This window comes from Candidatus Phycosocius bacilliformis (assembly GCF_003112735.1).
Classification (GTDB): domain Bacteria; phylum Pseudomonadota; class Alphaproteobacteria; order Caulobacterales; family Aquidulcibacteraceae; genus Aquidulcibacter; species Aquidulcibacter bacilliformis.
On record NZ_BFBR01000001.1, the window covers coordinates 450,715 to 469,877 of the forward strand.

The following is a 19,163-nucleotide window of genomic DNA, read 5'->3' on the forward strand; positions in this document are numbered from 1 at the left end:
TCGGCCCAGCACGGATCAGGGGCAATCGGGGGATTGCAAGGCGGCGGCACAGGTCCTGTGCCGCCGTTTTCTTATGCGTGGTATTAATGTCCTACCACGTCATCCGCACGGGCGGCGGGCCCTTGTAATTGGGATCGGATGCCACTGGCGGCGGGGGGAGCGCCGGCGCCGTGCCGGGGGCTGGAGCCGCTGGAGCCGGCGGTTGAACTTCTGCTCGCAGCGTCGCGAGTGCATTGATTGAGGCATAGCCATCAGCAATCAGGCCACGGCTTTTCTGATAGGCTTGCAAGGCCGCCCGCGTGCGGGGGCCAGCTTGGCCATCTGGTGTGCCGACATCAAATCCCAAAGTGTTCAGTAAGACCTGCATCTCGCTGGCACCTGAACGGCTAACTGGGGGATTGTCAGTTGGCCAACGGGTCGGCAGACGACCGCGTCCGGCGATCAGATCACCCAGCATGGCCACAGATAGGGCATAGGCATCGGCTGCATTATAGGCGCGGATCGCCTGATAATTCACACCCACCAGAAAAGCGGCCCCTTGCGCTCCCGCCGGAGCCAAAAGGCGAACCTGCCAAGCTGGATCCAGCGTTTGTGCGGCACTTCCAGCGCCAATCTCCAGCGGTACAACCGAAATGCCCAATGCCTGCCAGAAAGACAAGGGACGCAATGTACCGTCCATCAGGCTCCAATCGAAGCCGTCGGGCACTTGGACTTCCACACCCCAGCCTTCGTTGGCTCTCCATCCTGCTTGGGCAAGATAATTCAGGGTTGAGGCCAAAGCATCAACAGGATTGTTCCAAATGTCACGCTTGCCGTCGCCATCGCCGTCAATCGCGCGACTTAGAAAAGATGTGGGCATGAATTGGGTATGGCCCATTGCCCCAGCCCATGAGCCAACCAGATCGGAGCGGCTGGCCTCACCACGCTGAAGAATGTCAAACACAGCCAAAAGCTCTGCCTCGCCCAAAGCAGTCCGCCGCCCCGTATAGGCCAAGGTTGCCAGCGACCGGACCACATCAGAAGATCCTTTGTTGCCGCCGAAACTGCTTTCCACCCCCCAGATTGCGACAGCATATTCAACTGGCACCCCCGTCTGGGAAGCGATCGCGGTCAATGCGTCCTTGCGGGACTGGTAGGCAGCACGACCTAATGCAATACGGCTATCAGAGACCGCGCTGGCCATATAGGCCCAGATCGGGCGCACAAACTCTGGCTGGCTTTCATTCAGCCGCTTGACCTCGCTATTGGGGGACAGATTGGCCAAGGTCGCGTCAACAATCTCTGCCGACTTTCCCTGCTTCAGCACCGCACGATTGGCAAAATCAATGCGCCAAGCATCAAATTCGGGAGAACCAGAACTGCCGAAATTGGGTGGGACATAGGATAATGGCTCTTGCGCGCCTGCCAATGTGGCAGCGGCGAGCATCAAGGTAGCCAAACTGAGGGTGCGAACCTTCATACCCATCACTCTAAAATGCTGCGGGTGAAGCTGCAATGAACAAGATGCGGCCGATGACATTCGGCCCTGTGCACCCGTGCGTTATCAGACTAAGTTAGGGTAACAAAAATGTGAGCTAGGCCGGACAGACGTGACAGAAACAACAAGTCAAGCCGACACACCCCCCGCGGCGGCCCGTCCTGGTGCCATGATCTTCATTTTGGCCACCGTTGTGCTCGATATGTTGTCGATCGGGCTCATTGTGCCGATTATGCCGCGTCTGGTTGAAAGCTATTTCACCGATGTTAGCGCTGCAGCCCATGCCTTTGGGGCCAGCATGACGATGTGGGCCACCCTGCAGTTTTTCATGTCACCAATTCTCGGCGCGCTTTCAGATCAGTTTGGACGTCGGCCAATCATCCTCCTGTCCTGCGTCGGTTTGGGTGTGTCCTATTTCTTTACCGCACTGGCACCGACCTTTCTCGCTTTCCTAGCTGCGCGGGTAATCTCGGGGGCGACAGCCGGCAATATCTCTGCCGCCAATGCCTATGTCGCCGATGTCACCCCTCCTGAAGGTCGGGCAAAGGCTTTTGGCATGCTGGGGGCGGCCTTTGGTGTCGGCTTTACCTTTGGGCCGGCCATGGGCGGGCTCTTAGGTGCCATTGATGTGCGTTTGCCACTCTATGTGGCGGGCTGCCTATGCTTTCTCAATGCAATTTACGGCTTTTTTGTCCTGCCAGAATCGCTGAAGCCCGAGAACCGCAGCAAGTTCAGTTGGGCCAAAGCCAATCCCATAGGGGCGCTGGCTGTGTTTAAGGGCCAGCCGATGCTTTATGCCCTAATCCCTGTCTACGCCCTGTTTGCACTAGCCCAAAACGTGTTTCCCTCAACTTTTGTGCTCTATGCCGAGCACCGCTATCATTTTAATACGATGCAAACAGGGGCAACGATGGCAGCGTCTTCGACCCTGATGATTATCGCCCAGATTTTCATCGTTCAGCGGGTGGTGAGCCGATTGGGCGAACGGCGTTCGTTGATGGTGGCATTGATGTTCGGCATGATGGGCTTTGCGCTCTATGGCCTCGCTCCCACACCGATTTTGTTCTGGGCGTCCATGCCGGTGATGACCTTGTGGGCATTGTTTACACCCTCTATCCAGAGCCTTATGACCCAGCGCGTCTCGCCCAGCGCTCAAGGACGACTGCAAGGTGGCCTTGCGTCCATCATGGCGATGATGGGGATTTTCGCGCCCACACTCTACACCACCTTATTTGCGCTCGGCACAACCCAGAAGCTGCCCGGTGGGCTTGATCTACCCGGCGCACCGTTCCTAACTGCCTCATGCTTTTTGGCCACAGGTTTGGTCATTGCAGTTCTAGCAGTCCGTCGCAGTCCCGGCAGTGGCAAACCAAGTTAAGCGCCATGCGCAGCAAAAAAGATGACATGTGCGTCATCTTTTGCTAGCCCTTTGAAGACATCAAGCTGCGGCTCCAAAAGAGGAAGTGTGTTTCATGGTCATTCAGGCGCGCAAATCTCCCCTAAGACATTGTTTCCTCACCGTGATCCGGGCTGGGCTTTTTGCCCTGGCGCTCACCAGTTCTTGCCTCACCCCCTCTTATGCCCACCCAGGTCATGATCGAAACACGCCGACCCTGGCACCTTGGCAGCAAGCGTCAGCTTGGCCTGACCGCGTCATTACGACCTTTGAAACCGACCCTACCACCAGCTTCGCTGTGACCTGGCGCACGGACGCCAGCGTGACCCGAGCCGTCGCGGAGATTGTTAGGGCCACACCGGATGCGCAATTTGACATCGGCGCAGTGCGTAAGGCTGCTGATTCCGAACCGCTTGATCTTGAGACCATTCGCACAGCCACCCAAGAATTGAAAATGCCGTGGAATGCGGGATTGAGCCCCGTTACCTATCATTCAATCAATTTTGATGGGCTTGAGCCGGACACGCTCTATGCCTATCGCGTCGGCGGTGGGGAGGGAAAATGGAGTGAATGGTTCCAGCTTCGCACCGCACCCGCTCAAGGCCCGATCAAATTCATCTATGTCGGAGACGCCCAGAATGGCCTGATGTCACATTGGTCGCGTGTGATCCGCGCGGGCTTCCAGAAAATGCCCGATGCGCGCTTTATCATTCATGCCGGGGACTTGGTGAACAGGGGCTCGCGCGATCTGGAATGGGCAGAATGGTTCAAGGCTGTTGGCTTCATCCATGGCATGATTCCGGCCATTCCAGTGGCGGGCAATCACGAATATGACAGCTTCGGTCTGATTCCGACCACCAACCGCCTGTTGTCAGCTTTGTGGCGCCCCCAGTTCCGCCTGCCCTCTGTCGACAGCCTACCTGCGACCGTGCGTGAAACCGCCTATCAGATTCATTATGGTCCCAACCTCGATATCTTCGTGCTGGACACCACGTCCGATACGCTCAAAGTCCAAGCCGCTTGGCTGGACGAAGCATTGAGCAAATCAACAGCACGCTGGCGGATTGTAACCATGCACCATCCGGTCTTCTCATCCACGCAAGGCCGCGACGGCGATGCCCGGCGTGAGATCATCTTACCGGTTCTGTCCAAACACAAGGTGGATCTCGTACTGCAAGGCCATGATCATACCTATGCACGGGGGCCGATTTTGGAGACCCAAAGGCCGGAGAGGGAAGTGGTTGGCGACGGCGAAGATGTCGCCATGATGTTCGTCAATTCTGTATCAGGGCCGAAACAATACAGGTTCAAAAACTCCCGCTGGGATGATTATGCGCCATCGGGTGTCCGGCTTGACCGCTTTGCTGAAGGCACACCCTTTTTCCAAACCATCGAAATTGTGGATGGCAAATTGTCCTACCGCGCTTATGCGGCGACAGGCGATCTTTATGATAGCTTTGACATGACCAAGGATGAGCAAGGTCGCAAACGCGTAACCAAGGGACCGCCAGCCACACTGACGCAACGCGCCTATGGCCCACTTAATCCCTATCGCGACTTTAAGGATCCCGACTAAGTCTGCCGGACTACTTACAAACCAATACGGACAAATTGTAGGATCAAGGTCCAGGCCATCAGCGAAAAGATAACTGCAATCGCTAGCCCAAGAAGCCGAAGGTCCTTGCGACTTTCAAGCTCATCCTCATGATGGGCCGCAAACGCCTGTTCCAGCCGATCTTGAATAGTTTGCACAGGCGATGGGCCCGGCACAGGATTGGCAGATAATGCTGCTTGGGCGGTATCAACATCCACAGGTACAATCCGGGCCGTGGCGTCGGAATCTGTCTGTGGCGCAGGGTTTAAGTCGCGCGCCTTATCGGCTTCGCGCGATCCCAGAATATTTTGCTGCCGCTTAGGTGTGGCCATCCCCATAACTCCCCCAACCACCGACCTTATACTGTTGGCTCATTTCAGCGCCTTTAAGCACAATCGATAAATTTGAGTGATTGCAACAGGGTAAAGGAAAGCACGGTCGACCAGCATCAACAGCGCCCTACTTGATTCTCTAACCGGGCTCGCCCACTTGAAAGCGGTCGGCAAAAATGTGGTTTGCCGAAGAAAGGTCTGTCAAGGCACACTGGGATCAGTGCGACCTGATAATCAGACCCGAAATCGAATGTTTAGACGTGCAGGCGGGGCCATTTTAGCCCGATGTGCACAAGGAGAGACATCATGGGTCCGGTCGAGTGGTTACTTCAGACAGTGCTGGGGCTCTATCTTTGGGTCGTGATTGCCAGCGCGGTCTTGAGCTGGCTGGTCGCGTTCGACGTGATCAATCTTCGCAACCGGCTCGTTGCGACCATTTACGACACATGCGAGCGGCTCACGACACCGGCGCTCAACCCAATTCGCCGCGTAATCCCTAATCTGGGTGGGGTGGACCTGTCACCTGTAGTATTGATTATCGCCATCCAATTCTTGCAGATTTTCGCGGTACCCCTCATCCCAATCTGAGGCCCACGAGGTTGTCAGTGAGCCTTACAGCGCCATGCGCTTGTTTGCTGCCCGCCACACAGGCTAGACAGGCCGCGCTTGCCTGCCGGCTGCAGGATAGGCGGATGCAGGGCGGATTCCATGAGTGCACGGATCATTGACGGCAAAGCCGTCGCCACAGCAATTGATGCCGAGGTCAAACAGACCGTCGCCGCGCTGAACCAGAGCTATGGCCAGGTGCCATGCCTGTGCGTGGTGCTGGTCGGAGATGATCCGGCCAGCCAAGTCTATGTGCGCAACAAGGGTCGACGCACCATTGCTGCGGGCATGACGTCACGTGAAATTCGCCTGCCGGCCCATGTCAGCCAGGATGCGTTAGAGTCCCAAATCTGCGCCTTGTCGGCAGATCCGGACGTCGATGGCATTTTGGTGCAATTGCCTTTACCCACGGGGCTAAACGCCGATGCCGTCATTGCCTGCATTGATCCTGACAAGGATGTCGATGGTCTCACCGAAACTTCTGCGGGTCGTCTTGTCCTGGGCCGTCCAGGCTTGAGACCCTGCACCCCCGTGGGATGCGTAGACCTGGCGAAGCGCACACTTGGGAATCTGTCGGGTGCACATGTCGTTGTCGTCGGCCGGTCCATCCTTGTGGGAAAGCCTGCCGGGCTGTTGTTTCTTGCTGAGAATTGCACGGTCAGTCTGGCGCATTCGCGGACCCGCGATCTGGCGGCGGTCTGTCGCAGCGCCGATATCCTTGTACCTGCTGTCGGCCGTCCTGAGATGATCAAAGGCGACTGGATCCGCCCGGGAGCCACTGTGATTGATGTCGGCATCAACCGGATCGCAAATCCCGCCGCCGGGCCAGATGCGACGCGGTTGGTTGGCGATGTGGCCTATGAAGAAGCGATCCACATAGCCGGGGCCATCACCCCGGTGCCAGGTGGTGTGGGGCCGATGACCATCGCATGCTTGTTACAAAACACCGTGCAAGCCGCCTGTGCTCGACGCGGTTGGTCGCTGGGCTGACCCATCCTCTTGCCAGTTTGCGACTCTATGCGACAACGCGTGCATAAGGCCGTGTTGGAGACCCATTATGTTGCGCATTTTACTTGCTTGTTTCTGCTTGATCCTTGGCATGGGATTATCTGGACCCAGCCGCGCCGATGCGGCCTACCAGGTCAGCTCGCCTGATGGTCGCCTCACGGTGGAGGTTGGCAGTTCTTTCGGGGAAGCCACTTATCAGGTCAGCCGCGACGGCAAGCCCGTCATCACGCGGTCTAAACTGGGTTTTCTCTTCACCAACGCGCCAAAGTTCGACCGATCCCTGCGTGCGATCGCACAGGAAACGGCCAGTTTCGATGAGAATTGGGACCTTCCCTGGGGCGAAGTAAAAACAATCCGCAACCATTACAATGAACTAACCGTAACCTTTGAAGATGGTCGCGGTGCCCCACGCCGCTTTTCTGTGACATTCCGGGTTTTTGATGACGGCATTGGCTTTCGATACAATTTCCCCGATCAGCCGACATTGAAAGAGGTTCGCATCGGGGAAGAACTAACACAATTCAATCTTGCCGAAGATGGCACCGCTTGGTGGCAGCCAGCTGGCGAGTGGAATCGCTATGAATATCTTTATCATCGCACCGCGATCCGCGAGATTGGGCAAGCCCATACGCCGATGACTGTCCGGCTTAACAGCGGGCTTCATCTGTCTTTCCATGAAGCAGCCCTTGTCGATTATGCATCTATGTGGCTGCGCCATGCCGGGGGGACACAATTCGTAGCCTCGCTTGCTCCCAGCTCGCGAGGGGCAAAAGTTGTGCGTACCGCCCCTTTCTCTACCCCTTGGCGCACAATCCAGATCAGCGAGAAGGCCACCGGCTTGATTGAAAGTCACCTCATCCTCAATCTCAACGAGCCCAATAGGCTGGGTGATGTATCTTGGGTAAAGCCTTACAAATATGTTGGCATCTGGTGGGAGATGCATATCAATAAGTCGACCTGGGGCAGCGGTCCCAAGCATGGTGCAACCACTGAAAATGCCAAACGCTATATTGATTTTGCTGCTGCAAATGGGTTCCGGGGCGTCCTGATCGAGGGTTGGAATGTCGGATGGGATGGAGATTGGTTTGGCGGTGAAACCGGATTTGACTTCACCAAGCCTTATCCCGATTTTGATCTTGCGGCGGTGGCAGCCTATGCCAAGCAAAAGGGCGTTCGGTTGGTTGGGCACCACGAAACCGCAGCCAATATTGCCAATTATGAGCCGCAAATGGAGGCGGCCTTCAAGCTCTATGAAAGCCTTGGGGTGGATAGTGTGAAGACCGGCTATGTGGCCGACGCCGGCGGCGCACGCTTCTCTGACGGCAAGGGTGGGATTGTGTTTGACTGGCACGATGGGCAGGAAATGGTGCGCCATCATCTGCGTGTGGTTGAAGCCGCAGCCCGGCACCGCATTGCCATCAACACCCATGAACCAATCAAGGATACCGGGCTACGGCGCACCTATCCCAATTGGGTGGCGCGCGAGGGTGCTCGCGGTCAGGAGTATAATGCATGGGGCAATCCCGAGAACCCACCAGAACATGAAGTCAATCTTGTCTTTACCCGCATGCTCAGCGGGCCGATGGACTTCACACCCGGCATTTTTGCAATCAACCCAACACAGCCAGGTCACCGTGCCAACACAACTTTGGCCAAGCAATTGGCGCTTTATGTGACACTCTATAGCCCGGTCCAAATGGCGGCTGATCTACCGGAAGTCTATGCGGCCAATCCAGGTCCGTTCCAGTTTATCAAGGATGTGCCGGTCGATTGGTCACAGACCATCGCCCTGAATGGCGAAGTCGGCGATTATGTCACAATAGCTCGCAAGGACCGGGCAAGCTCGGACTGGTATCTTGGGGCGATGACTGATGAGAACCCGCGAGACTTTTCTGTCCGTCTGGATTTTCTCGATGCTGGGCGAGCCTATCGGGCCGAAATCTATCGCGATGGCCCCCAAGCGGATTGGAAGACCCAACCAAACAATGTGGTGATTGAGCAGAAGGTTGTACAACGCGGCGATGTCTTGCGCGTTAAACTCGCCCCTGGTGGTGGACAAGCCATCCGCTTTAAGGCGCAATAAGCACCACGCAGGTCAGGCCGACAAACAGGCCTTCATCCAATGCGCGGCCTCGGCGATGGCGATGCGTGCAGCGGTCACTTGTGGCCACATATAGTGGAAGACATGAGGCATGTGCGGCACAATCTTGAGCTCGACATCCAGCTTGGCCAATCCTGCAACCTCAGCGAGGCGCACGGAGTCCGCCAGCAACACTTCTTCTGAGCCGACATGAATCAGGAGGGGCGGGAGGCCCGATAAATCACCGAGAACGGGAGAGGCCAGCGGATCATTGGCCGAGGCACCAGCCAAATAGGCTTCTGCCCAGTGATTGAGGCTACCGACATCGACGATGAAGTCAGATGTGGCTTTGGCCGCATAACTGGACCCTTCTTGTTTCAGATTGGCCCAGGGCGAAATCACGAACAGTCCAGCCGGTTGGGCGATGCCTTTTGCCTTAAGGCACAGAGCTGTTGCGATTGTCAGGCCACCACCTGCCGAATCCCCGGCAATGATGATGTTGCCGGGTGCATAGCCTTGATCCAAAAGCGCTTGATAAACTGCGACTGCATCGTCAACGGCCGCGGGAAAACCATGTTCGGGGGCCAGGCGATAATTGGGAACAAAGGCGGTCATTCCGGTTGCCGCGACAAATTGGGCAACCATATGCCGGTGGCTAATGGGCGAACCGATGCCATAACCACCACCATGCAGATAAAGCAGCGCCCCCTGGCCCGCTTTGGATGGCGTCTGCTGCTCTAACGCCACTCCGGCGAGCTGTGACGGGGTCACACTGACACCGTCGGCCACGGGATAGGCTTGGCCCATCGCCTCATAGTCAGCGCGCAATTTCTCTAGGCTCGGAGGGTCACGCAAACTGTCCGTCATCGCCTGCAAAAGGGCGCGCACGCCCGCCACTTCGGCCTGACTGATGTCGTCGGAAACGCGCTTACTCATGGCGACCCCCTTAATGTATGTGCTCAGGCATTTATCGGCAGAACGCGGCGCGAGGCAAGCTCCGTCAAACGAAGGGATTGATCACCATGGCTTTCAAAGTCTCATCTTGTGGGCCACGCCAGTCACCCAGACCAATGGCTTGCGCACCCTTGGGGGACGGCGCGCGATAGGTGCCAAAAATCCGATCCCAGATCGAAAAATTGAAGCCATAATTGCTATCAGTCTCACTCGGATTGGGGCTGTGATGGATCAGATGAACCGCCGGGGTGACGATAACTAGGCGCAAAACCCGGTCAATTGCCGGGGGAATGGCGATATTGGCATGGGTGAACAGAGCGCTTGCCCCCAGCACAAGTTCAAACGCGAACACCACTTCAGGCGGGGCACCGAGCAAACAGACAATCGCTGCTTTATAGAATAACGAACCCAGAATTTCCAACGGGTGAAAACGCAGAGCCGTGGTCACATCCATCACCACATCACCATGATGTACTCGATGCAACCGCCACAAAATCGGAATCTTATGCGTCAGGAGATGTTGAAACCACACTGAAAAATCGAGCAAAACGAAGCACAGCACCACAGCCCAAAAACCCTGCAGGCCAAACCAGTTTAACAGGCCGAAATCCAAGTCTTGGGAAAAGGTGGCAACAGAAGCAAGTCCGCCGGCCAAAGCCAAGCGCGACAGACCTGACCCAATCAATGCCAACACGCCATGGCGCGCCAAACGTGGCACACTCAGGCGTGAATCACGGGCCGGCACCATCCATTCGAGAATCGCAAACAGGGCCAACAGCCCCAAGGTGAGGGCTAAGCGAAGCATCGCATCTGTCATGCTGATTTCAATATCCCTGCGAGTGCCTTGATTTCAATCAGTCGTCCTGAACTGCGCCGCCACGCCAGTCCGATCTGTCGTCCGATCACCGGGGGTGTAAAGGGCCGTACGACAAGCCCTTCCGATGGAATGCCGGCTTCGGCTGCGATCTTGGGCAGAAGTGAAATGCCAAGTCCGCCTGCCGCCATCTGCACCAAGGTGAAAAGCGAGGTCGCGCGCACTTCCTCCTGACCAGGCCGAGTCATGCCGCAGACCCCAATCGCATGGTCGCGCAAACAATGGCCGTCTTCCAAAAGCAACACTGGCTCGCCCTCAAGGTCGCTCGGACGGAGTTCCGATTTGGTTGACAAGGGGTGGTCTGGCGGGCCGACGAACAGGAACTCATCGTCGAACAGAGCCATGGTGTCGATACCTTGCGCTTCGTATGGCAAAGCGATCAACGCTGCGTCTAAAGTATGGGCGCGCAGACCTTCGATCAGACGACTTGTTAGATCCTCACGCAGATAAAGCTTCAGGCGCGGAAAGGCAGCCTTTGCCTTCGATAGGGCCCGTGGCAAAAAGAAAGGAGCGATCGTAGGAATAACGCCTAAGCGAAAGGGCCCGGTCAAGGGCTCTGCCGCCCCTTGTACAGCCTCACTCAGTTCATCGACCGCCGAAAGAATGGCCCGCGCTTTGACTGCTGCGATTTCCCCAGCAGGCGTCAGTGTGGCCCCCGTACGACCTCGCTCGATCAATTTGGTGCCAAGAATGGCCTCGAGTTCCTTGATGGCAGCCGATAGGGACGGTTGCGTGACCAGCGCCTGCTCTGCAGCGGCGACGAATGAGCCATGCTCCGCAATCGCAGTTAAGAAGGATAATTGACGCAAAGTCGGTTGAGACATGGAAAGTATATATCCTGATCCGGCGTCTTGTCATTAGTCGCAACAAGATGAACAAGTTGCAACTTGACGGCCACCAAGTCCTATCGCATGGCCAATCTGTAAGCTTCCAATTGAACCTGAAGGGATCGCCATGCAACAGGCCATTGACCGCCGCGCCATTCTGCTCGCAGGTGCCGCTATGACTGCTTCGACCGCACTGCCCGCTTTCGCTCAATCATCCAGCCCGCGTCGTGGGGCACCACAGGGGCCAGTCGCCCGCAAGGTCGCCCATGAGATTACCCAGCACGGCCAAAAGCGGGTCGACAATTATCACTGGCTGCGCGACCCAAACTGGCAAGCCGTTATCGACGAGCCGACCAAATTGTCTGAGGAGATCCGCGTCCATATCGAAGCGGAGAATGCCTATACCAAGTCAGTCCTGCTTGACCCAACCGCCAAGCTACGCGCGGACTTGTTTGAGGAACTCAAAGGCAAAATCAAACAGGATGATTCAAGTGTGCCGGCGCGCGATGGCGATTGGGCTTATGCCATCCGCTTCCGGGCTGGCGGGCAATATCCAATCGTCTACCGCCGCTCGATTGATGCTGTTACCGGCCAGCCCACCGGCCCTGAGCAAATTCTGATCGATGGAGACAAGGAGTCCAAAGGCGAAAAATTCTGGCGACTGCAGGATTGGGCTCAAAATCCAGCCCAAGACATTCTGGCTTATTTTGTCGATTATGAGGGCGGTAACAAAGTTACATTGCGCTTCCGTGCAATGGCGACGGGCTCGGACCTGCCATATAAAATCGAAGGGGCCTCGGCGGGCCTCGTCTGGGCAAAAGATGGCCGCACCTGCTTCTACTGCCTCTTGGACGACAATTTCCGCGTCGCACGCGTGATGCGCCATATCGTGGGCGAAGACCCCAAGACAGACGTACTGGTGTTTGAGGAAAAGGATCCGTCTTTCCAAAGCGGCATCGTGAAGAGCTCCTCTGGCGACTATATGATCATTTATCGGTCGCAAAGCGAAAGCACCGACATTCTGACGGTGCCGCTGGCCAAGCCGACGAGCAAGCCCAAGCGCTTCACGGCTTTCCGGCAAGGGGTAGAATATTTCCCCGACCATCATGGTGGCCATTTCTATATTCGCACGAATGCTGGCGGTGCGATTGACTTCAAGATTGCTCGTACGCCGGTCAACAAAACGGCGGCGGCCAATTGGACCGATTTCATCCCCCATGAGGCTGGCCGCTTTATTGAAAATGTAAACCTTTATGCCGGTCACATGGTTCTGGAAGAAACCGTGGATGCGCTGCCGCGGCTGACTGTGCGCGACATGACGAGCGGCGACACCCATCAGATTGCGTTTCCTGAAGAAGCTTATGATCTGTCGGTCTTACGTGGGTTTGAATGGAATACGAAGATTCTGCGCTTTACTTACAACTCACCGTCGACCCCGACCGAGACATGGGATTATGATCTGGTAAGCCGTGAACGCTCTTTACGCAAAACCCAAGAAATTCCATCTGGCCATAACAAGGCTGATTATGTCGTCCGCCGCACGATTGCTGTGGCCACGGATGGCGCACGCATCCCGCTGACGATTCTGTATCACAAGAATACGCCGATTGATGGCACGGCTCCGGCCTTGCTCTATGGTTATGGCTCTTATGGGATTTCGATGCCGGCCAGCTTCTCAACCGCACGTCTGCCCTTGGTGGATCGCGGGATGGTTTATTGCATCGCCCACATTCGGGGTGGGCAGGAACGGGGCTATCAATGGTATCTTGATGGCAAACTGATGAAGAAACAAAACACATTCTCTGACTTTGCCCGTGCCGCAGAGGCGCTGGTTGAGCAGAAGTTTGCCGCACCCAAGAAGATCGTCATCGAGGGTCGCTCGGCAGGTGGCCTGCTGGTCGGCGCCGTGATGAACCAGCGCCCGGAATTGTTTGCTGGCGTCATCGGCGGGGTTGCCTTCGTCGATGTGATCAATACGATTTCGGACGGTGAATTGCCGCTGACACCACCTGAATGGACCGAATGGGGCAATCCGATCACCTCAAAAGAGGCCTTCGACTATATGATGGCGTACAGCCCTTATGATCAGGTGGGCACCAAGCCATATCCACCACTGTTTGCCCAAACCGCATTGTCTGATAGCCAGGTGACCTATTGGGAGCCAACTAAATGGGTGGCAAAGTTACGGGAATTAAGCCCCGATGCGGGCCCCTTCCTGCTCGACGTCAATATGTCGGCGGGCCACGGCGGTGCCTCCGGACGGTTTGATCGCCTCAAAGAAGTTGCCGACAGCCATGCCTTTGCCCTGTGGTGTGTCGGCAAGGCGTGAAGCCCACCATCAGCTCAGCGCACAGCCCTCAATGGTGATACGGTGCATCAGTCGAAAGTCGCCGTGATAATCATTGAGGGCATAATGCCAGGTCGCCCGATTGTCCCAGAAGGCGACTGAGCCCTTCTGCCAGACAAAGCGGGTGGTGAAAGCATCCTGAATTGCATGCTGGTAGAGATAGCTCAAAAGAGGCCAGCTCTCAGCTTGGGTCCAGCCATCAAAGTGCAAGGTGAAGGCAGGATTGACATAAAGCGCTTTGCGACCACTCAAAGGATGGGTAATGATCACCGGGTGAATCGCATCCTGGGTCGCGGCCTCCGCATTGCCGATCCGGTTTTCTGCATCGCCCTTGTATGCACCTTGTGCACCGAAGACATGCCTGCTGGAATGCACCGCGCGCAATCCTTCCAGCGTCTGCTTCAAACCCGCCGAAAGCGCGTCATAGGCCGCATACATCGAGGCAAATAACGTGTCGCCACCCGTGGCAGGCAAGTCGCGGGCAACCAACACCGATCCAAGTGCAGGTTCCTGGTCATAGGAATGGTCGGTGTGCCAAGCCCCACCTATATTGGTGGTTTGATGCTTTTCCTTACGCACTTCAGCAATCTCAGGATGGGTGGGTGTCGCCTTGAAAAAGCGGTTGATGTTGATCGGACCGAAGCGGCGCGCAAAGGCGATGTGGTCGTCAGGCGATAAATCCTGATCGCGAAAGAATAAGACGCCATGATCTGCAAAGGCCTGTTTAAGCTCAACCTCTGCCCGGTCCGTTAAGCGCCGCAAGTCGACTCCGGTCACTTCCGCGCCGACACCGTTCAAAGCTGTAATCTGCATAAGCCCTCCGCAAACGGCCACAGGGGGTTAGTCTGTGGCTTCGAGATTGCTTGGTCAAGAACGATGTCTGCTGCACCGAGATCACATCACCATCCCCACGCAATCGTGACCGGCAAGGACTTGCAGGCAAGGTTGAATGATATAACCTTTCTGCGCTCTGTCACAAAAGGAATGGCCCATGAACGATTCTGCCGCATCTGGTCTGTCGATTGATTTGTCACGCCGCAGTTTGTTTCAACTGGCCGCCGCGGGGCTTGTTGGCGTCGGTGGTGGGGCCTTAGCCCCAGACGTGGTTCAGGCCGCTGCACAGAAGCTGCCGTTGCAATACAATCCAGATGGCACCTATGCCACGGTTCCGCTGGCCAAGGACGCTTTCACTCTGGCGGTGATCCAATCGCGTGTGCGGCAAGTCGATCTAAGCCGTGCCAATGCCAGCCGAAAAGAAAACCTTGACCACATGGTCGACCTAATCGATGCAGCTCAAGGCTGGGGCGGAGTGAAGGAGGTTCTGTTCTTCCATGAGTTCCCCATCACAGGCTGGTCGGATAAATGGAGCCGCGTGGACAGCTTAAAGGCCGCTATCGAAATCCCAGGGGAAGAAACCGAAGCCCTGGGCAAAAAGGCCAAGCAGTATGGCTGCTATATCGTGTTTGGTTCCTATGTCCGCGATCGAGACTGGGCCAATCACCTTTTGTCTATCACCACCATTATCGGTCCGGATGGCAGCATCGTCGACAAACACTGGAAGGCCCGCAACATCAAGGGCGTGTTTGGCGGTAGCAATTATGAGATCTACACGTCCACCATTCATGACTGCCTCGATGCCTATGTGGAAATGTATGGCCGCGATGCCGTTATCCCTGTCACCAAGACACCTTTGGGAAATTTCATTACAAGTTCGGTCCAGCGCGAACCCGAATTGTTCCGGGCGTTTGCGATGAAAGGTGGCGAAGTGTTTCTGCGCACCGCCACAGGCGGTTTCACGCGGGAAGATATTCAGGCCACCGCACTCTATAACCGGGTCTATGTCGCAGCATCTAACAATGCAGTCTCGCCAAATAATCCTGGCTTTTTTGACGATTCAGGCGCGGCGGGTGGTTCATGCATCTTTGGTCCCGATGGCAGGCTCATTGATGAGGCCAATTCAGTGAACGAAACCATCGTGACGGCCCGCATCCCGATCGCCCAGTTTCGGCGCACCCATCGCCAGCCCGTTGTGCATATGTCCCTCTACCGGGATTTGTTCGACGCCTATCAAGAGCGCTATCCCCCCAACCTCTTTACCGCTTACCAGCCCAAAGATGGCCGCGACGCCTATGAGTATCTGAAGAATAAAGCGACCTGGAAATAAGCTGAACTTCAAGGTGCGATCCAAAGGCGCGATGCGGGATTGTGCTGCGGCAGCGTTGAGATGTGAGGGTGGATGGGCCGCCAGCAAATCAGGGCTTATTGCTGCCAATCAGCCCTGATTAGAAGGTTTGACGTTCCGCTAAGACCACTATTGGCTAGGCAGCGCGGACCTGATGGAGGAAGTTGTCGACTTCATCGCGCAATCGCGTGGCCTGAACGCCCAATTCACGGGCCGCCGACAAGGATTGTTCAGAAGCTGCACCGGTTTCAGCTGAACCAGCCTGCACCAGACCAATCGACTGGGTGACCTCTGCGGTGCCATTGGCGACGTCGATCGTGTTGCGCGTGATCTCATTGACGACGGCGAGCTGCTCCTCGACAGCCGCACTTATTGAAGCCGAGATCTGATTGATTTCACCAATGGTGGAACTAATGCCACCGATCGCAGCCACAGCCTCATTGGTCGCAATTTGTACTTCATTGATCTGAACAGAAATTTCGTCTGTTGCGCGTGAGGTCTGTTCGGCGAGGCTTTTCACTTCAGACGCCACTACCGCAAAACCCTTGCCGGCAGCCCCAGCGCGGGCTGCCTCAATAGTCGCGTTCAGGGCCAGCAGATTGGTCTGCGAGGCAATGTCGGAGATCAGCGATACGACCTGACCGATCTTCTCGGCAGCCCGCGACAAAGCGTGAACCGTGTCATTGGTCGTCGCTGCCCGGGTTTCAGCCTGACGGGCGATATCGGCAGCAGAGGTGACTTGCTGGGCAATTTCACGGATCGAGGCGCTCAACTCTTCTGTTGCAGAGGCGACCGTCTGAACATTAGCAGACGACGTTGCAGCGGTTTGGGCCACAGTGTCAGAATGGACGCTGGTTTCACGTGCCGTACGGGCGAGTGATTCTGAGGTTGCGGTCAGCTCGGAAGCCGACGCAGCAACGATTTCAACCACTTGGCCCACTGAGCGCTCTAGGTCTTCGGCGAGAGCGTTCATCATCGCCTTCTTCTCGGCATCCGCCTGTTCGCGTTGAACGGCCTCACGCTCACTCATGGCCTTGACCGCACGTGCATTAACTTGGAACACCTTCAAGGCCTCTACCATGGTGCCAATCTCATCCTTGGATGACAGTCGATCAATATTGCCATCAAGATGTCCATTGGCGAGAGCTTGCATTTCGCCCGAGATTTCAACGACTCGGGCGGCCACGCGACGGTTGATAAACCACGTGAGGAAGCCAACCATTGCCAGTGAGACGACCAGTTGGATAATGGTGAAGATGAGGGCGTTTTGGGCGTTTTGAGCCAATTGCGCCGTCTGCTCATCCAAATCACTGCCGGCCACATTAACCAATTCCTCGGTTGTGGCGAGGGCGGCGGAAGATTCGCCGAAGAAGCTGTTGAGATCCGTGCCATAATTGCCGGTCGCCGCATTGGCCAAAAGCCGCTTGCGGGTCTGATCATACGTGCCAAAATATGCCGCATCAGCCTTTGCAATGGCTTGGCGTACATTGTCGGGTACATCTGGATGGGCTGCACGTTGCTTGATTTCAGCCATGGCAGACACGGTCGCGGCGGCGTAAATTTTGCCTTGGCCGAGCTGGTCCGCCGGAATCGGCGCGCCGGTGGCTGTTGCAATGGCCAGAATGGTGCGCTCACGGCCACCAAACTCCCGGATTTCCCAAGCCAGTCGCTGAATCGCCTGCAAATTGATTACAGAACTGGTTGCAATCGCCTTTGACGGCATGATTTCTGAATCAAGTGATCGGATTGTTTCGACCGTCGCCTTGATCGAACTTGGGATAGTGGTGACAGCCTCTGGCTGGCGCGAAACCAAGTCTACCTTTAGCCCGGCATCAGCCTTGGTTCGTAAGTCGCGAATTGTGCCGAGATGTCCATCCAAAGAGGCGGTAAAGGCATCAACCTTTTCAAGGTCTTTTTCACCACGGGCGAGATCCTTCAACTCACCAAAGGACTTGTCGACTTGGGTGCGTTGTTGGGTCAGCAAATCCTGCAAGGGTGCTGGCATGACAGTGGGAAGATTAAGTCCGACTTGGGTTAAGGACCGTTCGAGCGACAGTTTGGTTGTTGATTCATACAGTTTATCAGTCACAAGTACCGAAGCCATCAGGGACTTAGTGGCCCCTATCTTCTCCCAAGTCTGCGACAAAGCAAACGCAGAACACACAATAGTCGTCAGGGTAATGCCGCCGCAGGCGATCATGGAAACCAACTTGATGGACATGTACTTCTCCGCCGTTACATGAACGTGGACCTGCGGCTACATGCGTGAGTATTTAAGAGGCTTTAATGTCGTATCTTTTTGTCCTGACAATACTAAGTTTCACGGAAAAGTGAGAAGATTAGTCTATTACTAGACGTTTACAGTCGTCCAAATTTTTCGACGCGGGCCTCCAACCCCCGATCAGCGGAAGGTACGGTCGGGCCCTGCCAAGGTGCAGCTTGCCTGCAACCAGCGCAAGTTTATCCCAACACGTGTGGCGTCTTGATCAGCCCAAGCATAAGATAGTGCGCGTGGATTTCCCTTTTCATGCACATAGAGGGTCAAGGATGGCCGGTTTGTGCCATAAGGCCATTCCGCCAATCTGAGGCGCAAATAGAAGTCTCGCGGTGTCGATTCATCGGTGCGGATCGCGAGTTCACCACCTTGGTCGTGGATCCAGCCACGTTCAAATGTCCAGCTGTCTTGCCCGACACCAGACTCCCCGTGCTTGGCCCCGCGCAAAACTGATGTCCAGCATGTAAATGGGCGGGCCTTGTTGAGCATATGAGGTACATTGGCTCGGTTGCCATAAACATAGGCACCGGCCTCATCGACAGCCTGATCGAGGATGGATAAGCTACGATCACTCAACACGAGTTGATCGGTAATTATCAACGTCTTGCCGCTGCGCTGCGATTTCACTTTGCACGCACCGGGCTTCATCGTGCCGATGAATTGCTGGCTTTGCCGACGCCAATAGACTTCACAGCCCGGATAGAGTGTCATGTTTGACGGGCTCAAATCGGCAAGCTTGCTGGGATCAGCATAGGCACCGCGTATGGCCAAAGCTTGTTCGGTACTTGGGGCAAAAATCTCCAGCTTGATGGCGCGCTCACTCTCATCAACGGAGAATCTGTACAGGCGCTGACGATAGATTTTTGTGGGATCATTATCGCTATATTGCTCAACATAAAAGATGTTAGAGCCAAAAGCAGGTAGGTTTACAGGGGCAAAGATGGAATGGATTCGCCCGTTCCGCTCAATTTCTGGCGTTTTCAACTCACCATCAAAATAGACCTGCAAATCATTATCATAGCGTCCTGGGAAGTAATCCAACAATGTGCGCAAATCTTTGTTGAGCACATCCTTGAGACCAGGGGCCGCTTCCTGCGAGGCCACCGGAGAGCTAAGGCATAAGCAGGCAGCGAACATCAATCCGGGCAGTGTCATCAGAGAAAATGGCTTTACCATCGCAATCGCTCCTCTCGTATCCAATCAAAAGTCGG

Annotated in this window: 15 protein-coding genes; 7 read left to right on the top strand and 8 right to left on the bottom strand. The window is 55.8% G+C overall.

Translation table 11 applies throughout. The features are described from left to right. Nucleotides 1–91 precede the first annotated feature (91 nt). Nucleotides 92–1,459 carry a lytic murein transglycosylase gene (locus PbB2_RS02205; protein ID WP_192576120.1) on the bottom strand — a complete coding sequence of 456 codons (1,368 nt, stop codon included), beginning with the start codon at nt 1,457–1,459 and terminating at the stop codon, nt 92–94. Between the two features lie 130 nt (nt 1,460–1,589). Between PbB2_RS02205 and PbB2_RS02210 the strand changes: the two genes are divergently transcribed. Continuing rightward, nucleotides 1,590–2,855: a TCR/Tet family MFS transporter gene (locus PbB2_RS02210; protein ID WP_108983641.1), complete on the top strand. Its 1,266-nt coding sequence runs from the start codon at nt 1,590–1,592 to the stop codon at nt 2,853–2,855. A 94-nt stretch (nt 2,856–2,949) separates the two neighbouring features. Continuing rightward, entirely contained in the window at nt 2,950–4,449 is a 1,500-nt protein-coding gene (locus PbB2_RS02215; RefSeq protein WP_108983642.1) for a purple acid phosphatase family protein, read from the top strand. A 14-nt stretch (nt 4,450–4,463) separates the two neighbouring features. Here PbB2_RS02215 and PbB2_RS02220 read toward each other — a convergent pair whose 3' ends face one another. Next, nucleotides 4,464–4,799 carry a hypothetical protein gene (locus tag PbB2_RS02220; RefSeq protein ID WP_133245685.1) on the bottom strand — a complete coding sequence of 112 codons (336 nt, stop codon included), beginning with the start codon at nt 4,797–4,799 and terminating at the stop codon, nt 4,464–4,466. A 306-nt stretch (nt 4,800–5,105) separates the two neighbouring features. Between PbB2_RS02220 and PbB2_RS02225 the strand changes: the two genes are divergently transcribed. The 3 genes from PbB2_RS02225 to PbB2_RS02235 all read left to right on the top strand — a co-directional run bounded on the left by PbB2_RS02225 (nt 5,106) and on the right by PbB2_RS02235 (nt 8,496). Next, nucleotides 5,106–5,387, top strand: a complete 282-nt coding sequence (locus PbB2_RS02225; protein WP_108983878.1) for a YggT family protein — start codon at nt 5,106–5,108, stop codon at nt 5,385–5,387. Between the two features lie 120 nt (nt 5,388–5,507). After that, a complete protein-coding gene (gene folD / locus PbB2_RS02230) occupies nt 5,508–6,395 on the top strand; it encodes a bifunctional methylenetetrahydrofolate dehydrogenase/methenyltetrahydrofolate cyclohydrolase FolD (RefSeq protein WP_108983644.1) in 888 nt (295 codons plus the stop codon). A gap of 67 nt (nt 6,396–6,462) precedes the next feature. After that, complete coding sequence (locus tag PbB2_RS02235; RefSeq protein WP_108983645.1) at nt 6,463–8,496, top strand: glycoside hydrolase family 97 protein; 2,034 nt, start codon at nt 6,463–6,465, stop codon at nt 8,494–8,496. 12 nt (nt 8,497–8,508) lie between these two features. Here PbB2_RS02235 and PbB2_RS02240 read toward each other — a convergent pair whose 3' ends face one another. The 3 genes from PbB2_RS02240 to PbB2_RS02250 form a co-directional block, all read right to left on the bottom strand. Next, nucleotides 8,509–9,429, bottom strand: a complete 921-nt coding sequence (locus PbB2_RS02240; protein ID WP_108983646.1) for an alpha/beta hydrolase — start codon at nt 9,427–9,429, stop codon at nt 8,509–8,511. Between the two features lie 64 nt (nt 9,430–9,493). Then, complete coding sequence (locus tag PbB2_RS02245) at nt 9,494–10,264, bottom strand: sterol desaturase family protein (protein ID WP_108983647.1); 771 nt, start codon at nt 10,262–10,264, stop codon at nt 9,494–9,496. Then, complete coding sequence (locus PbB2_RS02250) at nt 10,261–11,145, bottom strand: hydrogen peroxide-inducible genes activator (RefSeq protein ID WP_108983648.1); 885 nt, start codon at nt 11,143–11,145, stop codon at nt 10,261–10,263. Before PbB2_RS02250 ends, PbB2_RS02245 begins: the two co-directional genes overlap by 4 nt. 130 nt (nt 11,146–11,275) lie before the next feature. On the opposite strand from PbB2_RS02250, the gene PbB2_RS02255 reads away from it, so the two are divergent. Then, entirely contained in the window at nt 11,276–13,477 is a 2,202-nt protein-coding gene (locus tag PbB2_RS02255; RefSeq protein ID WP_238164807.1) for a S9 family peptidase, read from the top strand. Between the two features lie 9 nt (nt 13,478–13,486). Here the strand turns inward: PbB2_RS02255 and PbB2_RS02260 are convergent, their stop codons facing one another. Then, nucleotides 13,487–14,308, bottom strand: a complete 822-nt coding sequence (locus tag PbB2_RS02260) for a TauD/TfdA dioxygenase family protein (RefSeq protein ID WP_108983649.1) — start codon at nt 14,306–14,308, stop codon at nt 13,487–13,489. 178 nt (nt 14,309–14,486) lie between these two features. Between PbB2_RS02260 and PbB2_RS02265 the strand changes: the two genes are divergently transcribed. Further along, nucleotides 14,487–15,659, top strand: a complete 1,173-nt coding sequence (locus tag PbB2_RS02265; protein ID WP_108983650.1) for a nitrilase-related carbon-nitrogen hydrolase — start codon at nt 14,487–14,489, stop codon at nt 15,657–15,659. Between the two features lie 154 nt (nt 15,660–15,813). Here the strand turns inward: PbB2_RS02265 and PbB2_RS02270 are convergent, their stop codons facing one another. Next, nucleotides 15,814–17,898, bottom strand: coding sequence for a methyl-accepting chemotaxis protein (locus PbB2_RS02270; RefSeq protein WP_108983651.1), 2,085 nt, complete (start codon nt 17,896–17,898; stop codon nt 15,814–15,816). Between the two features lie 180 nt (nt 17,899–18,078). Continuing rightward, nucleotides 18,079–19,128, bottom strand: coding sequence for a chromophore lyase CpcT/CpeT (locus PbB2_RS02275; protein ID WP_108983652.1), 1,050 nt, complete (start codon nt 19,126–19,128; stop codon nt 18,079–18,081). Nucleotides 19,129–19,163: the final 35 nt, after the last annotated feature.

What these genes read in the sequence shown, in the direction of transcription:
- PbB2_RS02255 (WP_238164807.1), top strand. Translation starts at nt 11,276, where the DNA reads ATGCAACAGGCCATTGACCGCCGCGCCATTCTGCTCGCAGGTGCCGCT.
- PbB2_RS02205 (WP_192576120.1), bottom strand. Translation starts at nt 1,459, where the DNA reads ATGAAGGTTCGCACCCTCAGTTTGGCTACCTTGATGCTCGCCGCTGCC.
- PbB2_RS02235 (WP_108983645.1), top strand. Translation starts at nt 6,463, where the DNA reads ATGTTGCGCATTTTACTTGCTTGTTTCTGCTTGATCCTTGGCATGGGA.
- PbB2_RS02250 (WP_108983648.1), bottom strand. Translation starts at nt 11,145, where the DNA reads ATGTCTCAACCGACTTTGCGTCAATTATCCTTCTTAACTGCGATTGCG.
- PbB2_RS02245 (WP_108983647.1), bottom strand. Translation starts at nt 10,264, where the DNA reads ATGACAGATGCGATGCTTCGCTTAGCCCTCACCTTGGGGCTGTTGGCC.
- PbB2_RS02225 (WP_108983878.1), top strand. Translation starts at nt 5,106, where the DNA reads ATGGGTCCGGTCGAGTGGTTACTTCAGACAGTGCTGGGGCTCTATCTT.
- PbB2_RS02220 (WP_133245685.1), bottom strand. Translation starts at nt 4,799, where the DNA reads ATGGCCACACCTAAGCGGCAGCAAAATATTCTGGGATCGCGCGAAGCC.
- PbB2_RS02215 (WP_108983642.1), top strand. Translation starts at nt 2,950, where the DNA reads ATGGTCATTCAGGCGCGCAAATCTCCCCTAAGACATTGTTTCCTCACC.
- PbB2_RS02260 (WP_108983649.1), bottom strand. Translation starts at nt 14,308, where the DNA reads ATGCAGATTACAGCTTTGAACGGTGTCGGCGCGGAAGTGACCGGAGTC.
- PbB2_RS02265 (WP_108983650.1), top strand. Translation starts at nt 14,487, where the DNA reads ATGAACGATTCTGCCGCATCTGGTCTGTCGATTGATTTGTCACGCCGC.
- folD (WP_108983644.1), top strand. Translation starts at nt 5,508, where the DNA reads ATGAGTGCACGGATCATTGACGGCAAAGCCGTCGCCACAGCAATTGAT.
- PbB2_RS02270 (WP_108983651.1), bottom strand. Translation starts at nt 17,898, where the DNA reads ATGTCCATCAAGTTGGTTTCCATGATCGCCTGCGGCGGCATTACCCTG.
- PbB2_RS02275 (WP_108983652.1), bottom strand. Translation starts at nt 19,128, where the DNA reads ATGGTAAAGCCATTTTCTCTGATGACACTGCCCGGATTGATGTTCGCT.
- PbB2_RS02240 (WP_108983646.1), bottom strand. Translation starts at nt 9,429, where the DNA reads ATGAGTAAGCGCGTTTCCGACGACATCAGTCAGGCCGAAGTGGCGGGC.